The organism is Brevundimonas sp. MEB006b, assembly GCF_030209705.1.
Taxonomy (GTDB): Bacteria; Pseudomonadota; Alphaproteobacteria; order Caulobacterales; family Caulobacteraceae; genus Brevundimonas.
Window position 1 is genome coordinate 116,183 of sequence record NZ_JARVRL010000001.1, and the last position, 20,063, is coordinate 136,245.

Annotated in this window: 20 protein-coding genes; 13 read left to right on the forward strand and 7 right to left on the reverse strand. The window is 67.9% G+C overall.

Annotated elements, in window-relative coordinates; all coding sequences use genetic code 11:
• Window positions 1-39 precede the first annotated feature (39 nt).
• Window positions 40-1,173, forward strand: coding sequence for a serine hydrolase domain-containing protein (locus QRN13_RS00530; RefSeq protein WP_284876418.1), 1,134 nt, complete (start codon window positions 40-42; stop codon window positions 1,171-1,173).
• Here the strand turns inward: QRN13_RS00530 and QRN13_RS00535 are convergent.
• From QRN13_RS00535 to QRN13_RS00545, 3 genes are read right to left on the reverse strand one after another with little or no spacing between them, the layout of a single operon-like run.
• Window positions 1,158-2,672, reverse strand: a complete 1,515-nt coding sequence (locus tag QRN13_RS00535) for a DHA2 family efflux MFS transporter permease subunit (protein WP_284876419.1) — start codon at window positions 2,670-2,672, stop codon at window positions 1,158-1,160. The two genes, QRN13_RS00530 and QRN13_RS00535, sit on opposite strands and share 16 nt — an antisense overlap.
• A gap of 25 nt (window positions 2,673-2,697) precedes the next feature.
• Window positions 2,698-3,624 (reverse strand): EamA family transporter RarD, encoded by a 927-nt coding sequence (gene rarD, locus QRN13_RS00540; RefSeq protein WP_284876420.1) that lies wholly within the window; start codon window positions 3,622-3,624, stop codon window positions 2,698-2,700.
• Between the two features lie 15 nt (window positions 3,625-3,639).
• Window positions 3,640-4,686: an aspartate-semialdehyde dehydrogenase gene (locus QRN13_RS00545; protein WP_284876421.1), complete on the reverse strand. Its 1,047-nt coding sequence runs from the start codon at window positions 4,684-4,686 to the stop codon at window positions 3,640-3,642.
• A 143-nt stretch (window positions 4,687-4,829) separates the two neighbouring features.
• Between QRN13_RS00545 and zapE the strand changes: the two genes are divergently transcribed.
• Both zapE and QRN13_RS00555 read left to right on the forward strand, forming a co-directional pair.
• On the forward strand, window positions 4,830-5,921 hold the full coding sequence (gene zapE / locus QRN13_RS00550; protein ID WP_284876422.1) for a cell division protein ZapE: 1,092 nt from the start codon (window positions 4,830-4,832) through the stop codon (window positions 5,919-5,921).
• Between the two features lie 35 nt (window positions 5,922-5,956).
• Window positions 5,957-6,457 carry a YbjN domain-containing protein gene (locus tag QRN13_RS00555; protein ID WP_284876423.1) on the forward strand — a complete coding sequence of 167 codons (501 nt, stop codon included), beginning with the start codon at window positions 5,957-5,959 and terminating at the stop codon, window positions 6,455-6,457.
• Window positions 6,458-6,542: 85 nt separating this feature from the next.
• On the opposite strand, the gene mdh is transcribed toward QRN13_RS00555, so the two are convergent.
• Complete coding sequence (mdh, locus tag QRN13_RS00560; protein WP_066553143.1) at window positions 6,543-7,505, reverse strand: malate dehydrogenase; 963 nt, start codon at window positions 7,503-7,505, stop codon at window positions 6,543-6,545.
• A gap of 138 nt (window positions 7,506-7,643) precedes the next feature.
• On the opposite strand from mdh, the gene QRN13_RS00565 reads away from it, so the two are divergent.
• Together QRN13_RS00565 and QRN13_RS00570 are read left to right on the forward strand one after the other, a co-directional pair.
• Complete coding sequence (locus QRN13_RS00565; RefSeq protein ID WP_284876424.1) at window positions 7,644-8,537, forward strand: SIMPL domain-containing protein; 894 nt, start codon at window positions 7,644-7,646, stop codon at window positions 8,535-8,537.
• On the forward strand, window positions 8,534-8,935 hold the full coding sequence (locus tag QRN13_RS00570) for an HIT domain-containing protein (RefSeq protein ID WP_502868564.1): 402 nt from the start codon (window positions 8,534-8,536) through the stop codon (window positions 8,933-8,935). The genes QRN13_RS00565 and QRN13_RS00570 overlap by 4 nt, the downstream gene beginning before the upstream one ends.
• Here the strand turns inward: QRN13_RS00570 and QRN13_RS00575 are convergent.
• Window positions 8,932-9,768: an aldo/keto reductase gene (locus QRN13_RS00575; RefSeq protein WP_284876426.1), complete on the reverse strand. Its 837-nt coding sequence runs from the start codon at window positions 9,766-9,768 to the stop codon at window positions 8,932-8,934. The genes QRN13_RS00570 and QRN13_RS00575 overlap by 4 nt on opposite strands.
• A gap of 47 nt (window positions 9,769-9,815) precedes the next feature.
• On the opposite strand from QRN13_RS00575, the gene QRN13_RS00580 reads away from it, so the two are divergent.
• Entirely contained in the window at window positions 9,816-10,814 is a 999-nt protein-coding gene (locus QRN13_RS00580; RefSeq protein WP_284876427.1) for an alpha/beta fold hydrolase, read from the forward strand.
• Here QRN13_RS00580 and QRN13_RS00585 read toward each other — a convergent pair.
• On the reverse strand, window positions 10,784-11,248 hold the full coding sequence (locus QRN13_RS00585) for an AprI/Inh family metalloprotease inhibitor (protein WP_284876428.1): 465 nt from the start codon (window positions 11,246-11,248) through the stop codon (window positions 10,784-10,786). The genes QRN13_RS00580 and QRN13_RS00585 overlap by 31 nt on opposite strands.
• A gap of 78 nt (window positions 11,249-11,326) precedes the next feature.
• Between QRN13_RS00585 and QRN13_RS00590 the strand changes: the two genes are divergently transcribed.
• Both QRN13_RS00590 and QRN13_RS00595 read left to right on the forward strand, forming a co-directional pair.
• The gene (locus tag QRN13_RS00590; protein ID WP_284876430.1) at window positions 11,327-13,078 is read left to right on the forward strand and encodes a type I secretion system permease/ATPase; all 1,752 of its coding nucleotides are present in this window, start codon (window positions 11,327-11,329) and stop codon (window positions 13,076-13,078) included.
• Window positions 13,075-14,418, forward strand: coding sequence for an HlyD family type I secretion periplasmic adaptor subunit (locus QRN13_RS00595; protein WP_284876431.1), 1,344 nt, complete (start codon window positions 13,075-13,077; stop codon window positions 14,416-14,418). The genes QRN13_RS00590 and QRN13_RS00595 overlap by 4 nt, the downstream gene beginning before the upstream one ends.
• Window positions 14,419-14,422: 4 nt before the next feature.
• Here the strand turns inward: QRN13_RS00595 and QRN13_RS00600 are convergent, their stop codons facing one another.
• Window positions 14,423-15,409 (reverse strand): LLM class flavin-dependent oxidoreductase, encoded by a 987-nt coding sequence (locus QRN13_RS00600; protein WP_284876432.1) that lies wholly within the window; start codon window positions 15,407-15,409, stop codon window positions 14,423-14,425.
• 102 nt (window positions 15,410-15,511) lie between these two features.
• On the opposite strand from QRN13_RS00600, the gene QRN13_RS00605 reads away from it, so the two are divergent.
• The 5 genes from QRN13_RS00605 (at window position 15,512) to QRN13_RS00625 (ending at window position 20,030) form a co-directional block, all read left to right on the forward strand.
• Entirely contained in the window at window positions 15,512-15,790 is a 279-nt protein-coding gene (locus tag QRN13_RS00605) for a ribonuclease (protein ID WP_284876433.1), read from the forward strand.
• 75 nt (window positions 15,791-15,865) lie between these two features.
• Window positions 15,866-16,366, forward strand: a complete 501-nt coding sequence (locus tag QRN13_RS00610) for a hypothetical protein (protein WP_284876434.1) — start codon at window positions 15,866-15,868, stop codon at window positions 16,364-16,366.
• Entirely contained in the window at window positions 16,363-17,160 is a 798-nt protein-coding gene (locus QRN13_RS00615) for a phosphatase PAP2 family protein (protein ID WP_284876435.1), read from the forward strand. The genes QRN13_RS00610 and QRN13_RS00615 overlap by 4 nt, the downstream gene beginning before the upstream one ends.
• A 1-nt stretch (window position 17,161) precedes the next feature.
• Entirely contained in the window at window positions 17,162-18,112 is a 951-nt protein-coding gene (locus QRN13_RS00620; RefSeq protein WP_284876436.1) for a right-handed parallel beta-helix repeat-containing protein, read from the forward strand.
• Between the two features lie 67 nt (window positions 18,113-18,179).
• A complete protein-coding gene (locus tag QRN13_RS00625) occupies window positions 18,180-20,030 on the forward strand; it encodes a M20/M25/M40 family metallo-hydrolase (protein WP_284876437.1) in 1,851 nt (616 codons plus the stop codon).
• Window positions 20,031-20,063 lie beyond the last annotated feature (33 nt).

Consider the following 20,063-nt stretch of genomic DNA (forward strand, 5'->3'; position numbering starts at 1 on the left):
GGCCTTTTTCGTGGGCGATGGCCGCGCTAGGACCGGCCCATGACCGATCTCATCGACATCCACGGCGTCTGCGCACCCGGCTACGAGGCCGTGCGCGAGGCGTTCGCCGCCAACTTCACCGACACGCCCGAGGGGCTGAACGAGCAGGCGGCGCGGTTCAGCGTGCTGGTCGAGGGCGAGGCGGTCGTCGATCTGTGGGCGGGCCATGCGGATACGGCCAGGACGACGCCGTTCACCGACGCCACCCTGACCTCGGTGTTTTCGACCGGCAAGGCGGTGATGGCCATCCTGATGGCGAGCGCGGTCGAGGCCGGGCAGATCGACTATGACCAGCCGGTCGCCTCGCTGTGGCCCGAGTTCGGCGCGGCGGGCAAGGCGGAGGTCACCGTCGCCCAGCTGATGAGCCACCAGTCGGGGCTACCGGGCTTTTCCGAGGCGGTCGATCCAACGATCTGGTTCGATGTGTCCGCGGTTCTGTCGCGTCTGGCGGCCCAGGCGCCGATGTGGGCGCCGGGCACCGCCTCGGGCTATCACCCGATCACCGTCGGCTATCTGGCCAATGAGCTCTATCGCCGCGCGACCGGCCGGACGATGGGCCAGGCGCTGCGCCAGGACTTCGCGGAGCTGGACCTGTGGATCGGCCTGCCGGAAAGCGAGCATGGACGGGTGGCGCAGATGCGCAAACCCACGGCGGCGCCCAGCCTGGGGACCATCGATCCGATCAAACAGGCCGCCTTCCTGGATCGCGGCTCGGCGCCGGGCGGGCGCGGTTCTGCGGCCTGGCGCGAGATGGAGATTCCGTCGGCCAATCTGCACGGCACAGCCCTGGGCCTGGCGAAGATGCTGGGCGTGGTGGCCAATGGCGGCGTGCTGGACGGCCGGTCGGTGCTGTCGGCGGGAACGTTGGATCAGCTGACGCGCGAGCGCATCCACGGGCCGGACAAGGTGCTGCCCTATACGATCAGCTGGGCGGCGGGTCTGATGCGCAATGACGGACTGAAGGTGTTCGGGCCGAACGACGCCTTTGGCCATTATGGCTGGGGCGGGTCGATGGTCATGGCCGATCCCTCGCGAAAACTGTCGGCGGCCTATGTCATGACGCGCCAGTCGCCGCACCTGATCGGCGACCCTCGGGCCAAGCGGTTGCTCGACGCGCTTTACGCCGCCTTCTGAACCGGGCCGGGCGCGGTCAGCAGGCCGATCAGGCCGGCCAAGCCCGCGCAGCCGGCGCAGGTCAGGATCACGGCCCGAAACGCCGCGTGGAAGGCGTCGCGGGCGATGGGCGTGATCGCGCCGCCCGACATGCCCTGGGCCAGCTGGGCGCGGGCGTCAGGCAGATTGGCGACCCCGGCGAAGACCGCAGACAGCACCAGGCCTAGGAGGGCGACGGCCAGAAGGCTGGCCACGCGCGCCACTGCATTGTTGACGCCCGAGGCCACGCCGGTGTGGCCCGCCTTGACCGCCCCCATCACCGTCGCCGTCAGCGGCCCGACCGCCAGGGTCATGCCGATCGCCAGCACCGTCATCCCCGCCAGCGGTCCATCGACATAGCCGGCGCCCGGCTCAGGCACAGCCAGAAGCGCCAGTCCGATCCCCGCCAGGGCCGGACCGACGCTGAGCGACAGACGCGCGCCGAACCGATCGGCGACCCGACCCGCGAGGCCGGAAAACAGGCCCATGACGGCGGCGAAGGGCAGCATGGCGGCCCCGGCCTCGGTCGCGCTCCAGCCGTGAACCCGGATCAGATCGAAGGGCAGGAAGAACATCGCCCCGCCCAGGGCGAAATAGAGCAGCAGGGTCAGCAGATTGATCCCGCTGAACACCGAAGACGAAAACAGGCCCAGCGGCATCATCGGGTGGCTCTGGCGCGCCTCGGCCCAGACAAAGGCGGCCAGCAGCGCCGCGCCCACGACCAGCCCGGCCAGGATGACGGGCGATGCGAACCCCAGATCGGGCGCGGCGGTCAGGGCCCAGGTCAGGGCGCCCAGCCCGGCGACGGCCAGAACCGCGCCCAGACCATCCAGACCGCGCGCGTCGGGATCGCGGCTCTCGGGCGTGGCGGCCAGGGTCACAAAGGCGGTCAGGATCGCCAGCGGGACGTTGATCCAGAAGATGGCGCGCCAGTCGGCGGCGTCGGCCAGCCATCCCCCGATCAGCGGCCCGACCATGCCGGTCAGGGCCCCGAACCCGGCCCAGGTCCCAAAGGCCTTGCCGCGCTCCTCGGGCGGGAAGGTGGCGCCGATCACCGCCAGGGCGCCGGGCGTCAGCAGGGCCGCACCGATCCCCTGGATCGCCCGGCCGGCGACCAGGGCTTGGACGGTGGGCGCCAGGGCGCAGCCGATGGAGGCCAGGGCGAAGATCGCGACCCCGATCAGAAAGACCCGCCGCCGTCCGAACCGATCGCCGGCCGCGCCGCCGATCAGAACGAGAGCGCCGAGGGTCAGCAGATAGGCGTTCGACACCCACTGGACCGCCGCCGTGCCGGCCGCGAGATCCCGCTGTACGGCGGGCAGGGCGACGCCCAGCGCCGAGCCGTCGATGAAGGTCAGGCTGGAGCCCAGCACCGTCGCGGCCAGCACCCAGCGTTTGCGCGCCGCCGACAGCGGATGGGCCGGTTCGGCGGCGGCGTGGACCTGTCCGCCTTCGCAGGGGCCCGGTTGGGCGGTCGTCATGGCCTCGCCTCCGTGTGGGCGAAGGCTACGCCGGTTCCGCCGTGGTCTTCAACGCCTCGCGTGCGGCGCGGCTGCGATTGAAGGCGGCCAGGGCGAAGACGCCGGCGCCGGCCCAGATGAAGACGAAGGAGACGATCCGCAGCAGGGTCAGCGGCTCGCCGGTCGCGACGCCGCAGGCGAACTGCAGCGTGGGGGCCAGGAACTGGATGAAGCCGACCGTCGATAGGGGCAGACGCCGCGCCGACCAGGCGAACAGCGCCAGCGGAATCACGGTCGCCGGGCCGTTCACCAGCGCCCAGATCAGGCCGGAGGGCGAGGCGAACCCGACCGCCTGACCGTGGGTGGTCAACCAGGCCAGGAAGACCGCGCCGATGGGCAGCAGCACCAGACATTCCACGAACAGACCGGTCTGGGCCGAGGCGGGCACGCGCTTTCGGATCACCGCATAGGCGCAGAAGGTGACGGCCAGTGTCAGGCCGATGATCGGCAGATGCCCGAGGGCGATGGTCTGGATCACGACCCCGATGGCGGCCAGACCGATGGCGAGCGCGCTCCAGCGGTCAATCTTCTCGCGGAACAGCACGGCGCCGGCCGCCATGTTGAGCAGGGGATTGATATAGTAGCCGAGGCTGGCCTCCAGCGTCGCGTGATGCGTGGTGGCGAAGACGTAGAGGCTCCAGTTCGTGCCGATCAGCAGCGCGGACAGGGCCAGCCAAGCCAGGGTGCGCGGCGTGGCCAGCACCCGGCGCGCCTCGCCCCATTGCCCGGCCAGCAGCAGGACCAGGCCGGCAACGAAGACCGACCAGACCGCCCGGTGCGCCAGGATTTCGGGCGCGCCGAAGCCGTGCGCCGCCATCGCCATGAACAGCAGCGGCAGAAGCCCCCACAGGGTGTAGCAGGCGATGGCCGTGCCGACGGCGCGGCCGTCGGCAGGGGGTGCGTGGGCGTTCATGACGGTTGAGACCGCCTAGACCGTGATCGAACGATATCCCGATGACGACTTGATCACGCCGGTCTCGTCCAGCAGTTGGGCGATCTGGACCGCGTTGAGGGCGGCGCCCTTGCGCAGGTTGTCGGACACGACCCAAAGGTTCAGACCGTTCTCGACGGTCGTGTCCTTGCGGATGCGGCTGACATAGACGGCGTGTTCGCTGGCCGCGTCGACGGGGGTGATATAGCCGTCGTGCTCCTGTTTATCGATGACCAGCACGCCCGGCGCCTCGCGCAGGATAGCGCGGGCCTCGTCGGGTTCGATGGGGCGGTTGAACTCCACATTCACGGCCTCGGAGTGACCCACGAAGACGGGCACGCGCACGCAGGTGACGGTGACCTTGATGTCGGGGTCCAGCATCTTGTGCGTCTCGTCCGACATCTTCTTCTCCTCGTCGGTGGAGCCGTCCTCGAGGAAGGAGCCGATGTAGGGGATGACGTTGAAGGCGATCTGTTTGGGGAACTTCTTGGGCGTGGCGTCGCCCAGGCCGTAGATGGCCTTGGTCTGGTTCCACAGCTCGTCCATGCCTTCCTTACCGGCGCCAGACACCGACTGATAGGTCGAGACCACGACCCGCTTGATCTTGGCGGCATCGTGCAGCGGCTTCAGCGCCGTCACCAGCTGGATGGTCGAGCAATTGGGGTTGGCGATGATGTTCTTCTTGGTCGCGTCCTTGATGGCGTCCGGATTCACCTCGGGCACGATCAGCGGCACGTCGGGGTCCTTGCGGAAGGCCGAGGAGTTGTCGATCACGATAGGACCGGCCTTGCCGATCTTCTCGGACCATTCCTTGGACACCGCGCCGCCGGCGGACATCAGGACGATATCGACCTTTGAGAAGTCGAACTGCTCGATGTCCTGGCATTTGATGGTCTTGTCGCCGAAGGAGACCTCGACGCCCTTGGACTTGCGCGAGGCGATGGCGTGGATTTCATCGACGGGGAATTCCAGCTCCTCGAGGATGTTCAGCATTTCGCGGCCCACATTGCCCGTGGCTCCGACGATGGCGACGCGATAACCCATGATGCTTGGTCCTTCGGACGCGCTACCGCTCGGCTCAGCGGAGCCTTGCTGCATGAGCGCGGTTTGGTGTGTGCTGTGCATTTAGGCGTTCGCAGCCGCGAAGCAATCGCTTTTCACTGTGCCGGGCTTTAAGCAGTCCTCCCATGACCTCCCGTATCCGCAACGCCTACGACATCCGCGTGGAAGAGGGCGTGCTGACGCCCGATCCAGCGCAGGAGAGCGTGATCACGGCGCTGGAGCGTCTGGAGGTCGATCTGGCCAAACGCGGCCTGTTCGGCAAGGCGCCGGAGGTGCGGGGCATCTATCTCTACGGCCCGCCCGGACGCGGCAAGTCGATGCTGATGGACCTGTTCTATTCGGCGACGCCGGAGCCGCGAAAGACGCGCGCGCACTTTCACGCCTTTATGGCCCGCATCCACGATCTGGTGAAACAGTGGCGCGAAGGGGATGCGAAGACCCGCAAGGCCGTATTCGGAACCCATAAGGGCGACGACCCCATCCCGCCGATCGCCAAGCTGATCGCGTCGGAAGCCCGGCTGCTGTGTTTCGACGAACTGCAGGTCACCGACATCGCCGACGCCATGATCCTGGGCCGGTTGTTCGAAGCCCTGTTCGAGGATCGGGTGGTGCTGGCCATCACCTCGAACCGCGCGCCGGAGGAGCTCTACAAGAACGGCATCAACCGCCAGCTCTTCCTGCCCTTCATCGACATCATCCGCGAGCGCTGCGTGGTCGTGGAGACGGCCGGGGCGCGGGACTGGCGGCTGGACCGGATGACCTCGGCCCAGGTCTGGCACACGCCGGACGACCGCGCGGCGTTCGAGGCGTTATGGCGCGAGCTGAAGGGGGGCGAACCAGAAGAGCCGGCGCACCTGAGCGTGTTGGGCCGCGATGTGGTGGTGGAGCGCACCGTCGGGTCGATGGCGCGGGCGACGTTTAATGACCTGTGCGCCAAGCCGCTGGGGCCGCAGGACTATCTGGCCATCGCCCAGCGGTTCCACACCCTGTTTCTGGAAGACGTGCCGATCCTGGGTTCGGCCAACCACCACGAGGCGCGGCGTCTGGTGACGCTGGTGGACGCCCTCTATGAGGCCAAGACCAAGCTGATCGTGCTGGCGGCGGCCAAGCCCGAGGCGCTCTATACCGAAGGGGTGGGGGCGTTCGAGTTCGAGCGCACCGTGTCGCGCTTCAACGAAATGCAGAGCAAGGACTGGCTGGCGCACGTCCGCGAATGACAGCTAGGGTAAGGGCTGACCCTCGGAGTGTTTCCATGCGCCGTCTCGCCCTCGCCGCCGCCATTTCTTTGACCTTATCGCCGCTGACGGCGGGAGGAGCGTTCGCCCAGACGGCGCCGGCTGCGGCCAGTCGCGGGCTGACGCCGGCCGAGGTCGCGACGTGGATCACCGGGCTGGGCGGGCGGGTCGGGCCGGTGCAGACCGAGAACGGCCTTACCTTCTTCACCGTGACCAATGCGGGCCTGACCTGGGCGGTCTTCTTCTACGGCTGTGAAGCGTCTGGCTGCGGCGAAGTTCAGTTCAGCGCGGTGGTGCCGGGCGCCGGGGCCACGCTGGACAAGGTCAACGCCTGGAACCGCGACAACCGCTATCTGAAAGCCTTCCATACAGCGGCCGAAACGCCGACGGCGACGGTGCAGTACGATATCGTCGTGCTGTCGGGCGAAGGCGTGGCGCAACTGGCGGACCCGCTGACGGTCTGGCTGCAACTGCTGCCCCAGTTTGCGGCAGGCATGGGCTACGTCCCGCCGCCATGATGTCCCTCTCCCGGTGGGAGAAGTGAAAAGAAAAAGGGCCTGCGGATCGCTCCGCAGGCCCTTCGTCATTCGATCGTCGCGTGGCTTACGCCAGCGAGCCGTCGATATCTTTACAGGCCTGCAGCAGGCCCTGGACCGAGGCGACGGACTTTTCAAACATCGCCTTTTCTTCGTCGTTGGTGGTGAACTCGACGATCTTCTCGACGCCGCCGGCGCCGATCAGGGCGGGGACGCCGACGTAGAGGTCCGACAAACCGTATTCGCCCGACAGCCAGACGGCGCAGGGCAGGACGCGCTTCTGGTCCAGCAGGTAGGACTTGGCCATCGCAATCGCGCTTTCAGCCGGGGCGTAGAAGGCCGAGCCGGTCTTCAGCAGGGCCACGATCTCGCCGCCGCCCTTGCGGGTGCGCTCAACGATGGCGTCCAGTTCGTCCTGCGACAGGAAGCCGGCGGCGACGGCGTCCGGCAGGGGCAGGCCGCCGACGGTCGAGTGGCGCACCATCGGCACCATGTCGTCGCCGTGACCGCCCAGGGTCCAGGCGTGGATGTCCTGGACCGACACGCCGGTCTTTTCAGCCAGGAAGTAGGCGAAGCGGGCCGAGTCGAGCACGCCGGCCATGCCGACGACCTTCTCCTTGGGCAGGCCCGAGAACTTCTGCAGAGCCCAGACCATGGCGTCGAGCGGGTTGGTGATGCAGATGACGAAGGCGTTGGGGGCGTGGGCCTTGATGCCCTCGCCGACGGCCTTCATGACCTTCAGGTTGATGCCGATCAGGTCGTCGCGGCTCATGCCCGGCTTGCGCGGCACGCCGGCGGTGACGATGCAGACGTCGGCGCCCGCGATGTCGGCATAGTCGTTGGCGCCCTTCAGGGCCACGTCCTGGCCGAAGACGGCCGAGGCCTCGGCGATGTCCAGCGCCTTGCCCTGCGGGGTGCCTTCGGCGATGTCGAACAGGATCACGTCGCCCAGGGCTTCGCGCGCGGCCACGTGGGCCAGGGTTCCGCCGATCATGCCGGCGCCGATAAGGGCGATCTTCGCGCGAGCCATGGATGTCTCCGTTTATTGCGTGTGCGAAAGGGGATTAATCGTGCGGGCGGTCTAGACCCCTCGCGCGGCTGTCGCAAGAACCTCGCTTTACGGCCTTGGTCAGGCTTGCGAAGGTCCGGCGACAACCGGAGGATTTCGATGCGCCGTTCATTCGCTTTCGCCCTGCTGCTGGCCTCGGTCGCCACGCCTGTGCTGGCCCAGACGCCGCCCGCGACCATCGGCGACCGCTATATCCCCGCGCCCTGGTGGATGCGCGATCCGGTCATCGCCTCCGTCGGCCAGGTGCGGGTGGAGATCCAGGCCAACCGCGCCTTCGTTTCGGCCAGCTTCCAGTCGGTGGACCGCAGCGTCGCCGAGGCCTCGCGCGCCGCCGCCGATCAGGTTCGGGCGCTGAGCCAGGCGATGTCGGCCTATGGGGCGGACAAGGTGCGCGTCGAGACCAGCGTCACCACCCGGCCGCTCTATGACCAGTACCGCGACGAAAACGGTGTGATGCGCGACAACACCCGCGCGGACCGCGTGGCCCGCTATCAGGCCGACGCCTCGGTCAGCGTGACGGTGCGCGATGTGCGCCTGATCGAGCGGGTCTATGCGACCATCGTGGCTTCGCGTCCGACCTCGATCGGACAGGTCAATTTCAACCTGGAGCCGGACAACAGCTGGAAGGCCAATCTGCAGGCCGAGGCGATCAAGGATGCGCGCCGCCGAGCCGAGGCGGCGGCGACCAATGCGGGCGCCACCCTGGGCCGGGTCAAGATCATCGATCCGTCGGGGCGGGTTTGCCAGACGGACGTGCTGGCGGGCTGGCCTTCATACGCCGCAGGGGGCGGGCAGGAGACGACGGTAGACGACATCGTGGTGACGGGGTCGCGATCGGAAGCGCGCATGGAATATGCCGCGCCGCCAGCGCCGCCCCCTCCGCCCGGAGGCGGGGCGCCCAGCGAGGCCCAGATCGAGGCGGCGCGTCTGGCGCTGCAACCGCCGTTGCAGGTGATGACCGACAGCGCCTGCGTCATCTATGGTCTGAACTGATGGGGTTTTCCGTTGCGCCCGCCTTCGAGGCGGGATCGGTCGCCGCCGCCGAATGGCCCTTGTGCCATGTGCGGCTTCAGGACGACGCCCGCTTCCCCTGGCTCATCCTTATCCCCCGCGTCGAGGGGGCGGTGGAGCTGGAAGACCTCAGTGTCGAACAGCGGACTATGTTGATGGAGGAGACGGTGCGGGCCGGGGCGCTGGTTCGGCGGCTGGGCGCGGTCGAAAAGCTGAACGTGGGCGCCATCGGCAATGTGACAGCGCAGTTGCATGTGCATGTGGTCGGCCGCCGACGCGACGACGGTCTCTGGCCCGATCCGGTCTGGGGGCGCGGGCGGGTTGTTCCGTATACAGACGGTGAGCGGGCCCGGCGGCTGACGATCGTCGCCGGCGGCTAGATAATATCCAGCGGCACGGCGTGTTTCGGGGGCGGGAAGGCTGCATCCAGCCGTTCCAGATCCTCCAGGTCGAACTGGATGTCCAGGGCGTCGGCGTTGGCCTCGACGTGTTCGACGGAACTGGCCTTGGGGATGGCGATGACGCCGTCGTGGCGCAGGACGGCGGCCAGCGCCACCTGGGCCGGGCTGGCGGAATGGCGATTGGCGATGTCGCGGATCAGGGGCTGCTCCAGCAGTTCACCGCGCCCAAGCGGCGAATAGGCCATCATCGGCATGTCGCGCGCCTGCATCCACGGGAAGAGGTCGAACTCCACCCCGCGCGAGGCGAGATTGTAGAGCAGCTGGTTGGCGGCGCAGTCCTCGCCCCCCTCGATCTCCATCAACTGCTCCATGGCGCGCAGATCCAGGTTCGACACGCCCCAGCGGGCGATCATCCCTTCGTCGACCAGATCGCGGAAGGCCTCGACGGTCTCTTCCAGCGGCACATGGCCTTCCCAGTGCAGCAGATAGAGGTCCAGCCGCTCGACGCCCAGCCGTTCCAGCGACTTCTCGCAGGCCAGCATCATCTTCATTTCCGACGCATTCTCAGGCCGGACCTTGGAGACCAAAAAGACCTCATCGCGGCGTCCGGCGATGACCTCGCCCACCAGACGTTCCGAGCGGCCGTCGCCATACAGTTCAGCCGTGTCGATCAGGGTCATGCCCAGGTCGATGCCGCGCGCCAGAGCCTGCTGCTCCTCATCGCGCCAGGCCGCGTCGTCGCCCAGCTCCCAGGTGCCTTGGCCGAGGGCGGGAACGGTCGTACCGTCCGCAAAGGTGACGAGGCGGGTCATGTCCGTCCTGACGATAATGAGCGGCGAAGACGCCGTCGGAGGAAGCGATGCGAACCCGGCATATCAAGACCGACGGTCTGGTCCAACAGGTTCTGGAGGCCGGGTTCGAGGATGACAACGCGCCGCTGGTCCTGCTGATCCACGGCTTTCCCGAACTAGGGATCAGCTGGCGCGCCCAGGTCGAGGCGATGTCGCAGGCGGGCTATCATGTCGTCGCCCCGGACATGCGGGGCTATGGCGGGACGGACAAGCCGGCGGGGGTGGAGGCCTACTCGATCCTGCATCTGGTCGGGGACATGGTCGATCTGGTCCGGGCGCTGGGCAAAGGGCCTTGCGTCGTCGTCGGGCATGACTGGGGCGCGCCGGTGGCCTGGCATTGCGCCTTGTTTAGGCCGGATCTGTTCACGGCGGTCGCGGGGCTGTCTGTCCCGTTCCAGCCGCGCCGACCCAAGGGACCGCCCACGGCCGCCATGGCCGCCATCTCGAAACGGGCCGGGCTGGGCGACCTCTACATCAGCCGATTCCAGGCGCCCGACGCGCACATGGCGTTGGACGCCGATCCGGCGATGGCGCTGAGGAAACTGTTCTATGCCTACGACAGCGCGACGCCGGCCGAGCGCAGATCGACCGGCTTCATGCCCGAGGGCGTGGCTCTGCTCGACACCATCGCCGACGACGCGACCCTGCCGCCATGGATGAGCGAGGCGCATTTCGACGAATATGTGCAGGCTTTTTCGGCGGGCGGGTTCGAAGGGCCGCTGAACTGGTATCGGGCGATGGACCTGAACTGGTCGCTGACGGCCTTAGTGCAGGACCAAAAGATCACCCCGCCTGCCCTGTTCATCGTCGGCGAGGACGACCCGGTGCGCCACTACGCCGGCGGGCACGAAGCGGGCCTGAAGGACTGGGCGCCGAACCTGATCCGCTCGGTCGTCGTGCCGGGCGCGGGTCACTGGATCCAGCAAGAACGGGCGGATGAGATCAACCGCCTGCTGCTGGACTTTCTGGCCGAGGTTCAGGCCATGGGGGCGCGTTCCAGCCTGTAGACTCGTCCAGAGGCGTCGCGGCCTTCGAAACGATCGACGTCGATCCGGCGAAAGCCGATCAGCACGGCGTCCCCCTTTGTCAGGAGATCGAAACCTTCTCTCGTCACACGCCAGTGTTTGGCCGACGACAGGTTCGCCGACCCGCATCGGCTAGCCAGAATCGGCAGCTGACCAGCGTTCGAAACCGGATCGAGCGTCAGACGGCAGGTCGTCGGTAGATCGGGTCCGACAAGCTGATAATGCCCAAAGACATCCCGGATCGTCAGCGAATTCGCCTCGGACATTACGGCCTCCTTTGCGCTGCACGCGCCCGTAATCAATCCAACGACTGTTGCGAGAGCAACGACTGCGACCAAGTTCGGCAAGGACTTCAATCTCATCGCGCGCAACCCCATGCGTTTCGCTGGACGATCGGACAGTTGGACATCAACCATCGCTACGCCATTATGTCATGTCTATGGTCGCCGTCACGGTTTGCGTAGCCGTGTTGGACATGGAGCCGAAAGCCCGTCGTGTTGAAGTCACTGCTTCCAGAACGTCCCGGCGCGGGACCGTTAATCGAGGCCTTCAGGGCGTGTCGGGTTCACTTCGTCTGGGCGGCCGTATTCAGCGCCCTGATCAACTTCCTCTATCTGACGCCGACCCTTTACATGATGCAGGTCTACGATCGCGTCGTGCCGACCGGCGGTTTGACGACTCTGACGCTGATGACGGCGGTCGCGGTCTTCGCCCTGGCCTGTCTGGCGGCGCTCGACTGGCTGCGGGCGCGTCTGTTGCTGAGGGCCGGGCTACGGCTGGACCGGCTTTTGTCCACGCGTATCCTGTCGCGGGTCGTCAACCTCCAGAGCAAGGCGCCCAATACCCAGGCGCTGCGAGAGTTCGACAATGTCCGAGGCGCCGTGTCGGGTTCCGGAGCCCTGGCCCTTTTCGACGCGCCCTGGACGCCGCTTTATCTGGCCTGCTGCTTCCTGCTGCATCCCTGGATCGGGGTGCTGACCCTGGTCGGGGGCATTGTCCTCTTCATTCTGGCCTGGCTGAACGAACGCGACAGTCGCTCCAGATTGTCAAAGGCCATCCAGTCCAGCACGGCGGCCTATGCAGCGCAGGAAAGTGTGGCTGCCCAGTCCGAGGTCGTGCGCGCCCTGGGCATGAGGAAAGCCAGCATCGCAGGACAAATCGAGCAGCGCCGCAACGCCGTCGCTCAACAGTCTGAAGCGCAGCTGGCCGGTGGAAAATACTCCGGCGCGATCAAGTTCGTTCGGCTGGTTCTACAATCCGCCGCCTTGGGCTTGGCGGCCCTGTTGGTGGTGAAAGGCCAGATTTCGCCAGGATCGATCATCGCCTCATCGGTGCTGCTCAGCCGCGCCGTCGCGCCGGTCGAGCTTCTGGTGGGGGCCTGGCCCGGTCTGGTCCAGGCGCGGGCGAGTTGGAATAATCTGGTCGATCTGTTCGGCCAGACGGAAGGAGAGGAACGACCGCGCACGGCCCTGCCACCGCCGGCGGGTCGGCTGAAAGTCGAGGGGCTCGTAGTGCGGTTGCCTGAGATCGAGCAACCGTTGCTGAAGGGTGTGAGCTTGGCGCTGGAGCCGGGACAGACCCTGGGCGTGATCGGCCCCAGCGGGTCGGGCAAGACGACACTGGCGCGCGTCATCGCCGGTGCGCTGCGGCCCACAAGCGGAATCATTCGCTTGGACGGCGCCGAGTACGATGCCCGCGACGGCGATGACCTAGCTCAGTTCATCGGATACCTCCCGCAGAATCCCAGTCTGATGGCGGGCTCGATCCGTGACAACATCTCCCGGTTCGCCGCCGCTGTCGGTGTCGAAAAGGCTATCATCGACCAAGGCGCGGTCGCTGCCGCCATGGCGGCCGGTGCGCACGACATGATCCTGCATCTGCCCAAGGGCTATGACACCGTGCTTGGCCCGCTGGGGTCTGGCGTCTCCGCCGGTCAGGCGCAGCGGATCGCATTGGCGCGCGCCCTTTATGGCGACCCCAGCCTGCTGGTGCTGGACGAGCCCAACTCGAACCTGGATCAGGAAGGCGAGAGCGCCTTGATGGTTGCGGTCGTGAAGGCCGCCGCCAGAGGCGCGGCGGTGGTCATCGTGGCGCACCGCGCCGGCGTATTGGCCCGCGTGGATCGCCTGTTGATGATGCGTGACGGCGCCTTTCAGATGGAGGGCCCGCGCGACGAAATCCTGGCGCGGATCAGTCGCCCCTCGATGCCCGTTGCGGCGTCTGCACAAAGAGGCGCCGCGACATGAGCAGCCTGATCGATAGCTTCATGCGCAAGAGCGCCGACGATGCGCCCGATTCCCCCCGGCCGGAGTTGATGCTCGGCATCGGCATCATCGTCGTCTTCTTCGTCGGCTTTTTGGGCTGGGCCGCGTTCGCGCCGCTGGATGCGGGCGCTTTTGCACAGGGTCAGGTTTCCGTTTCGGGTAATCGTCAGGCCGTTCAGCATCGCGACGGCGGCGTGGTCGGCGCTCTGATGGTCGCCGAGGGGGACAAGGTGCGGCGCGGACAGGTGCTGGTCAGGCTGAACGCCGGTGAGTTGACCGCCAGCGAACGCGGCGCCGCCAGCCAGGTGTTCGCGCTCCTGGCTCAACGCTCTCGGCTGATCGCCGAACGCGATCGGCTGCCGACCCTGCCGATCCCGCCCGAGTTCGCGGGTCTGCCGCCCGAGGACCAGGCGTTGGCCGACGAGGCCATGCGCCTTCAGCGGCTTCAGTATGCAGCACGCGGCGCGGGTCGTTCGACCGAGACTGGGGTGTTGAACCAGCGAATCGGCCAGCTTCGCGATCAGATGGACGGCTACCAGCGCCAGATCGAGGCGAACGCCACGCAACAGCGCCTGATCGCTGAGGAACTGGAAGGCCTGCGATCCTTGGCTGCGCAGGGCTATGCGCCGCTGACCCGTGTCCGGGCGCTGGAACGGACGGCGGCGGCTCTTGAAGGCGAACAGGGATCCTTGCGGGCGCAAGTGGCGCGCACGCGCGAGCAGATCGGCGAGGCTCGCCTTCAGACGCTGGGCGTGTCCACCAAGCTGAACGAGGATGTCGCTGAACAGCTGAGACAGGTGGAAATCCAGCTCAATGACCTGCGTCCCAAGATGATCGAGTTGCGCGACCAACTGGCGCGCGCCGAGATACGCAGCCCCGCGACCGGCCAGGTCGTCGGCCTGTCCGTGTTTACACCCGGCGGGGTCATCCAGCCGGGACAGACCCTGATGGAAGTCGTGCCCGACGAGGCGTCTCAGGTCATTGTGGCGCAGGTCGATCCTGCCGACATCGACAATCTGCGCGTCGGTCTGGATACGGAGGTCAAATTCCCCGGCCTGCGAGAGCGCAACCCACCCATCGTCCACGGCCGGGTCACGCGCATTTCCGCCGACAGCTTTACAGATGAGAAGACCGGGCGAAGCCACTACCGCGCCGAAGTCGTGGTTCCGCAGTCGGAACTGGAGAAGCTGGGGTCCGCCGCCCGCTCCATACGCGCCGGCATGCCGGTTCAGGTCGTGATGTTGACGCGCAAACGCACCGTCCTGGCCTATCTGGTCGAACCTCTGGTGCAGAGCCTGTGGCGATCAGGCTCCGAACAATAGGAGGCTAAAGCTGCTCGCGAATCTCGCCCACGATCTCCAGACTGCGGATGTGGGCGGCGTTGTCGAACATCATGCCGGTGATCATCAGCTCGTCCACGCCGGTCAGGGCGATGAAGTCGGCAAGCTGGCGTTTGATCGTCTCCGGGCCGCCGATGGCGGAATAGAGCAGGCGGCCCTTGGCGCCCGCGATCTGCTGCGGCGTCAGGATCGTGGTGATGTCGTCGACGGGCGGCGGCAGCTTGCCCGGCTTGCCGGTCGAGAGGCGGGCGAAGCTCTGCTGCATCGACGTGGACAGGCGCACGCCCTCGGCGTCCGTGTCGGCTGCGAAAACGTTGATCGCGGCCATGGCGTGGGGCTTGGCCAGGCGGTCCGAGGGGACGAACTCGCGGCGATACAGGGCCAGGGCCTCCAGCAGCAGTTCGGGCGCGAAATGGCTGGCGAAGGCGTAGGGCAGGCCGAGCTGACCGGCGAGCTGGGCGCTGAACAGGCTCGAGCCCAGAAGCCAGATCGGCACGCGCAGGCCGGCGCCGGGCACGGCGCGGACGGGCTGGTTCTCAGACGCCGGTTCGAACCACTGGATCAGTTCGACGACGTCGCGCGGAAACTGATCGGCGCCTTCGAAATAGCGCCGCAGCGCACGGGCGGTGGCGCCGTCCGTGCCGGGCGCGCGGCCCAGGCCGAGGTCGATGCGGCCAGGGAACAGGGTCTCCAGTGTGCCGAACTGTTCGGCGACGACCAGGGGCGCGTGGTTGGGCAGCATGACGCCGCCGGAGCCGACACGGATGCGCTCGGTCCCCGCCGCGACATGGCCGATGACAATGGCGGTGGCGGCGCTGGCGATGCCGGGCATATTGTGGTGTTCGGCCAGCCAGAACCGCTCATAGCCGAGCCGGTCGGCGGCCTGGGCCAGGGCCAGGGTTTCGTCCAGGCCGCGTCGGGCGTCGCCGCCTTCGACGATGGGGGAAAGGTCGAGAACTGAAAACGGGATCATGACGCCTAGATCGGGTCTGTCCCTCGGGGTTCAAGGGCGAGGGTCTGGAACCGCAACCGGATCAGGCGCTTTAACCTCATCTCGACGAACGGAGACTGCGTCATGACCGACACCGATCCCACCAAGCCCGAAGCGGATTGCGACGACGCCCGCGAAGCCGCCGACATGGGCGAAAAGCCGGATCTGGGTCACAAGGCGGATACGCTGATCGACGCGCTGGACGGCAGTGACTCGGGATCGGACACGCGGGCAGGCTCGCTGCGCGGCGGGTCGGCAGCAGGCACGGATGACGACCCCGATTCCGCCAAGATCAATGCGCGTCTGGCCCAAGAAGGCTCGGCCGATAAAGGGGCGGCTGACCAGGACGACGCCGCAGACTGAGCGGGCGCCTTGTCGCCGCCGCAACCATGCGCCACGGTGGCGCTCTGACCCTCTCGGTCCAAGGACGATCTCTCGATGACGCTTCGCTTGGCGGCCTCTGCGGTCGTGGTTCTGTTTTGCCTCGCAGGATGTGATCGCTCGGCCCAACCGGTCGAGGCCAAGACTGCGCCCGAAGCGTCGGCGCCGACCGTCGCCGATGCGACGCCTCCAGCAGTCGAAGCGCCCGCCGTTGTTGGGGGGGCTGCGCCCGCCGCCGCCGCCGACGGCGCGCCGTCCTTTGCGGTCCTCTATCCCGGCGCTCAGGTGGACGGACAGCCGCTGGCCGCTGGCGGCGAGGCCGGGCCGGGCGGCCTGGTTACCTTCACCACGACCGCTTCGCCGGACGATGTCGTCGCCTTCTATCGCGAGCGCGCCGAGAAGGCGGGCCTGCGCTCCGTCGCCGGAATGAACCAGGGCGACACGCGCGCCTATGGCGCGGCGGCGGACGCTGTGAACGGCGCCTCCCTGCAGATCGTCGCCACGCCGACCGAGACCGGCGAGACCTCGGTCCAGCTTGGCTGGAGCGCTGGTCAGTGAAACGGGTCGCCGCCCTGGGTGCGGCGACGGCGATCCTGCTGGCCGTGGGGTGCGCCGGGGCGCCCAAGCCGGACGGCGCGATGCCGACAACGGGCTTTCTGGGCGATGAAGCGATCGCTCAACTGACCGATGCGGTCCCGCCAGCCCCGGTCCCGGGGTCCGTAGCGGACCTGGCGGACAAGGCGGCCTCGGCGCGGTTTGTGGCGCTGGAGGACGGCGACCGCTGGCTGCTGGCGACCGCCCATGCCGAGCTGCGCCCGCCCCTGGCCTTACAACATTTCGACTGCGCCTTGGGCGTGCGGCTGGGGTCGGCCGACACCCCGGCGCTGGACCGCGTGATGGCGCGGATTTTCCATGATGCGAACAGTGCGGCCGAACGCGTCAAGGCGCGCCAGGTGCGGCTGCGGCCGGTCGGCGACGATCCCGATCGCCGCGCCTGCCAAACCCTGACGCCGGCGGCGAGACGCAGCGCCTCCTATCCGTCCGGCAGCGCAGCGGTCGCGACGGCCTATGGCGAGGCCTTCGCGGCTCTGGAGCCGGACCGTGCGGAGGCCGTGCGCCGGATTGGCCACGAGATCGGGGTCAGCCGCCTGATTTGCGCCATGCACTATCCGACCGATGTCGCGGTCGGCGAACAGATCGGGCGGGATGTTGCGGCCAGGGCTGTGGCCACCCCGGCCTTCCAGGCGGACATGGCGGCGGCAAGGGCTGAGCTGGCGGCCGCGCGTCGTAGCGGCCTGACCAATCCCGGTTGTGCGGCCGAGCGCGCGGCCCTGGCGATCCCTCTGCCCTGATATGACGGCGGCGCTGGCTCTCGCCCTCCTGACCTTTCAGGCTCCGGCCGACCGGCCGTGCACGCCGCAAGAGGTGGCGGCGCTGACGGCGCCATCGACGCAGCCGTATCGCCTGACGTGCCAAGCCGACCTGTCGGGCGTCGATATCCGCCGCCGCGTGCTGATCGAGGGCGCGGAAGGCTCAGGGGCGTCACTGGATTGCGGAGGCGGGTCCATCCGCGCGCCGGGCCCGGCGACGACCGCCGCCCCGACCATCGCCGTCTGGTCTCGCCGCGAGGGCGATCGGTGGTCGCGGCCGGTCGATGTGACGATCCGAAACTGCACCGTCGTCGGCAATGTGCGGATTTGGGGCATGGGGGCGGGCGGATCGATGCGCGATCTGCTGGCCTCTTCACGCACCGCGGGACATACGCAAGCCGCCCAGTCCGCCGCGCCGATCCGCGTCACCCTGGACCGGGTCCGGTTCGAGGGCGTGGGGACCATTCCCCTCTATGTCGGACCGGGAGTGACGCGCACCACGGTGACGCGGTCCCGCTTTGTGGGCCGTTCGACCTCGACCGCCGTCTATCTGGACGCCGAGACCGCAGGCGCGCTGATTCAGGACAACGATTTCGATATCCGCACCGGGCGTGAGCTGATCGCGGTGGACGGGTCGGGCGCCAACCGCATCGTCGGCAATCGGTTGGCGTTGCACGGCAAGGGCGGGGTGTTTCTGTACCGCAATTGCGGCGAGGACGGCGTGATCCGCCACCAGACGCCGTCGTATAATCAGATTACGGACAATCTGTTCACCGGCGCGGGCTGGCTGAGGCCACGCACGGTTGTGATCGGGTCGCGCGAGGGCGGACGACGCTACTGCGGCGACGACCGCGGCTGGCCGTTCGGGTCCAGCGCGGACGACGGCGACGGGGCTACGGGCAATCTGACGGCGCGGAACATCGTGCGGCGCTGATCGGATGCCTTGCGCAAAGCAGTGGTTCGGGGCTGATTGCGGGATAGAGCGATCCGGGGGATTGGATATGCGGTGGGTGTTGTTTCTGGCGTCCCTTGTGGCGGCCCTCGGCTTGGCGGTGCTGACCGCCCAGACGCCCAAACCGCTGCCCGCCTCGACGCCTGCGGTTCAATTCTCGGCCGCGCGCGCCATGATGGACGTGAACCGGATCGCACGAGCGCCGCATCCGGTCGGCTCGGCCGAGCATCGGCAGGTTCAGACCTATCTGGTCCAAAGGCTGACGGCGCTGGGACTTCAGCCCAGCCTGCAGACCGGCGCCCTGTCGCCCGCCGCCGTCGCGCGGCTCGAGCGTGAGGGTGGAAATGCGGGCGGCGTTCAGGCCGTTAATATCGTCGGTGTCCTGCCGGGACGGAATCCGGCCCTGCCTGCCGTCGCCATCATGGCGCATTACGACACCTCGCCGACCTCGCCCGGCGCCGCCGACGACACCTCCGGCGTGGCCGCCATTCTGGAGGCCGTGCGCGCGATCAAGGCGCGGGGCGTCGCCGAGCGGACGCTGGTTGTCCTGTTCACCGACGCCGAGGAGCTGAATCTGGACGGGGCGCGGGCCTTTTTCAGCGAGCATCCGCTGCGCGATGACATCGGCGCGGTGATTAATTTGGAGGCGCGGGGCGGCGGCGGGCGCGCCATGATGTTCGAGACCGGACCCGGCAACGCCCAGACCATCGCCCGCTATGCTCAGACGACCCAGAGGGCGATGGGCGGGCCGTCCAGCAACGCCCTGGCCATCTTCGTCTATCGGCTGATGCCCAATGGCACGGACTTCACCGTGGCGGCGGGTCGCAAGCTGGCGGGGATCAATTTGGCCTTCATCGGCCGCCCGGCGCAGTACCACGCGCCGTCCTCGACGCCGCAGGCGCTGGATCAGGGCAGCGTGCAGCACATCGGCTCCCAGGCGTTGGAAATGGCCGATGACCTGTTGCGGGCGCCGACCCTGCCGCAGGCGACGCAGAACGCGGTCTATGCCGACGTCTTCGGCCTGTTCGTCGTGCAGCATTCGCCGGCGATCGGCTGGCTGCTGCTGACCGTCGGAGTCCTGGCGACGGCCTTTGCCGCCTGGGGCGCGCGCCATGTCACGGGCTTGCGAGCGACGTCGGTCGTGCGGGGTGCGGCGGATGGTCTGTGGCTGTTGGCGAGCGCGGTGGTGGTGGGACAGGCGGTGCGCGTTCTGGCCGGGCCGATCGGCCGTCGCGTGGATTCGGCCGACCTCTATTACACCTTGCTGCGTCGCCTGCCGGTCCTGGAAATCGCCGTGGCTCTGGCCATGCTGGCCCTGGTTATGATGCTGACCGCGGGGCGACGCCTGATGGGCCGGTGGGGCGCAGCTGGAGTGATACTGGCCGCATTCGCACTTGCAGCGGCGCTGGGCGGTTTCAGCCTGCCGGTCCTGGGGGCGACGGTGATCGCTCTGGCGCTCAGCCTGACGCGGCCTAAACTGCAGGACGTAGACGCCGTTTGGGGCGGCTGGCTGGGACTGATCGTCCTGGTTCTGGCCTTGGGCGGCGGGGTGCAGACGGTGGCGCCGGAAGCCGCCTTCCTGCTGCTGTGGCCCGGTCTGATCGCCGCCCTGGCCGCCGCATCGACGGCGGTTATCGGCGCTCGCCTCGGCTCGTGGGCGTCCTTCGCACCCGCCGTCGTAACGACGGCGGTGGCCGGCGGGTGGTTGCTGGTTCAGGGGCATGGCGTCTTCCTGGGAGTCGGCATGGACATGCCTGGCGCGGTGGGGCCGATTGCCCTGATGATCGCGATGCTGGTCCGCCCGCTGGCGCCTCGCTTGGGCCGGGCCTTGCCAATCTTCGCCGCCGCCGGTCTGACGCTGGCCGTCGCGGTCGCCGTGGGCGCAAGGTTGGTCGCTTGATCCGGATGCGTTTCGCAGTCGTCCGAGCGATGA

Excerpts from the sequence above, each read along its gene's own strand:
- QRN13_RS00530 (WP_284876418.1), top strand. The coding sequence starts at position 40 with ATGACCGATCTCATCGACATCCACGGCGTCTGCGCACCCGGCTACGAG.
- QRN13_RS00535 (WP_284876419.1), bottom strand. The coding sequence starts at position 2,672 with ATGACGACCGCCCAACCGGGCCCCTGCGAAGGCGGACAGGTCCACGCC.
- rarD (WP_284876420.1), bottom strand. The coding sequence starts at position 3,624 with ATGAACGCCCACGCACCCCCTGCCGACGGCCGCGCCGTCGGCACGGCC.
- QRN13_RS00545 (WP_284876421.1), bottom strand. The coding sequence starts at position 4,686 with ATGGGTTATCGCGTCGCCATCGTCGGAGCCACGGGCAATGTGGGCCGC.
- zapE (WP_284876422.1), top strand. The coding sequence starts at position 4,830 with ATGACCTCCCGTATCCGCAACGCCTACGACATCCGCGTGGAAGAGGGC.
- QRN13_RS00555 (WP_284876423.1), top strand. The coding sequence starts at position 5,957 with ATGCGCCGTCTCGCCCTCGCCGCCGCCATTTCTTTGACCTTATCGCCG.
- mdh (WP_066553143.1), bottom strand. The coding sequence starts at position 7,505 with ATGGCTCGCGCGAAGATCGCCCTTATCGGCGCCGGCATGATCGGCGGA.
- QRN13_RS00565 (WP_284876424.1), top strand. The coding sequence starts at position 7,644 with ATGCGCCGTTCATTCGCTTTCGCCCTGCTGCTGGCCTCGGTCGCCACG.
- QRN13_RS00575 (WP_284876426.1), bottom strand. The coding sequence starts at position 9,768 with ATGACCCGCCTCGTCACCTTTGCGGACGGTACGACCGTTCCCGCCCTC.
- QRN13_RS00580 (WP_284876427.1), top strand. The coding sequence starts at position 9,816 with ATGCGAACCCGGCATATCAAGACCGACGGTCTGGTCCAACAGGTTCTG.
- QRN13_RS00585 (WP_284876428.1), bottom strand. The coding sequence starts at position 11,248 with ATGGTTGATGTCCAACTGTCCGATCGTCCAGCGAAACGCATGGGGTTG.
- QRN13_RS00595 (WP_284876431.1), top strand. The coding sequence starts at position 13,075 with ATGAGCAGCCTGATCGATAGCTTCATGCGCAAGAGCGCCGACGATGCG.
- QRN13_RS00600 (WP_284876432.1), bottom strand. The coding sequence starts at position 15,409 with ATGATCCCGTTTTCAGTTCTCGACCTTTCCCCCATCGTCGAAGGCGGC.
- QRN13_RS00605 (WP_284876433.1), top strand. The coding sequence starts at position 15,512 with ATGACCGACACCGATCCCACCAAGCCCGAAGCGGATTGCGACGACGCC.
- QRN13_RS00610 (WP_284876434.1), top strand. The coding sequence starts at position 15,866 with ATGACGCTTCGCTTGGCGGCCTCTGCGGTCGTGGTTCTGTTTTGCCTC.
- QRN13_RS00620 (WP_284876436.1), top strand. The coding sequence starts at position 17,162 with ATGACGGCGGCGCTGGCTCTCGCCCTCCTGACCTTTCAGGCTCCGGCC.
- QRN13_RS00625 (WP_284876437.1), top strand. The coding sequence starts at position 18,180 with ATGCGGTGGGTGTTGTTTCTGGCGTCCCTTGTGGCGGCCCTCGGCTTG.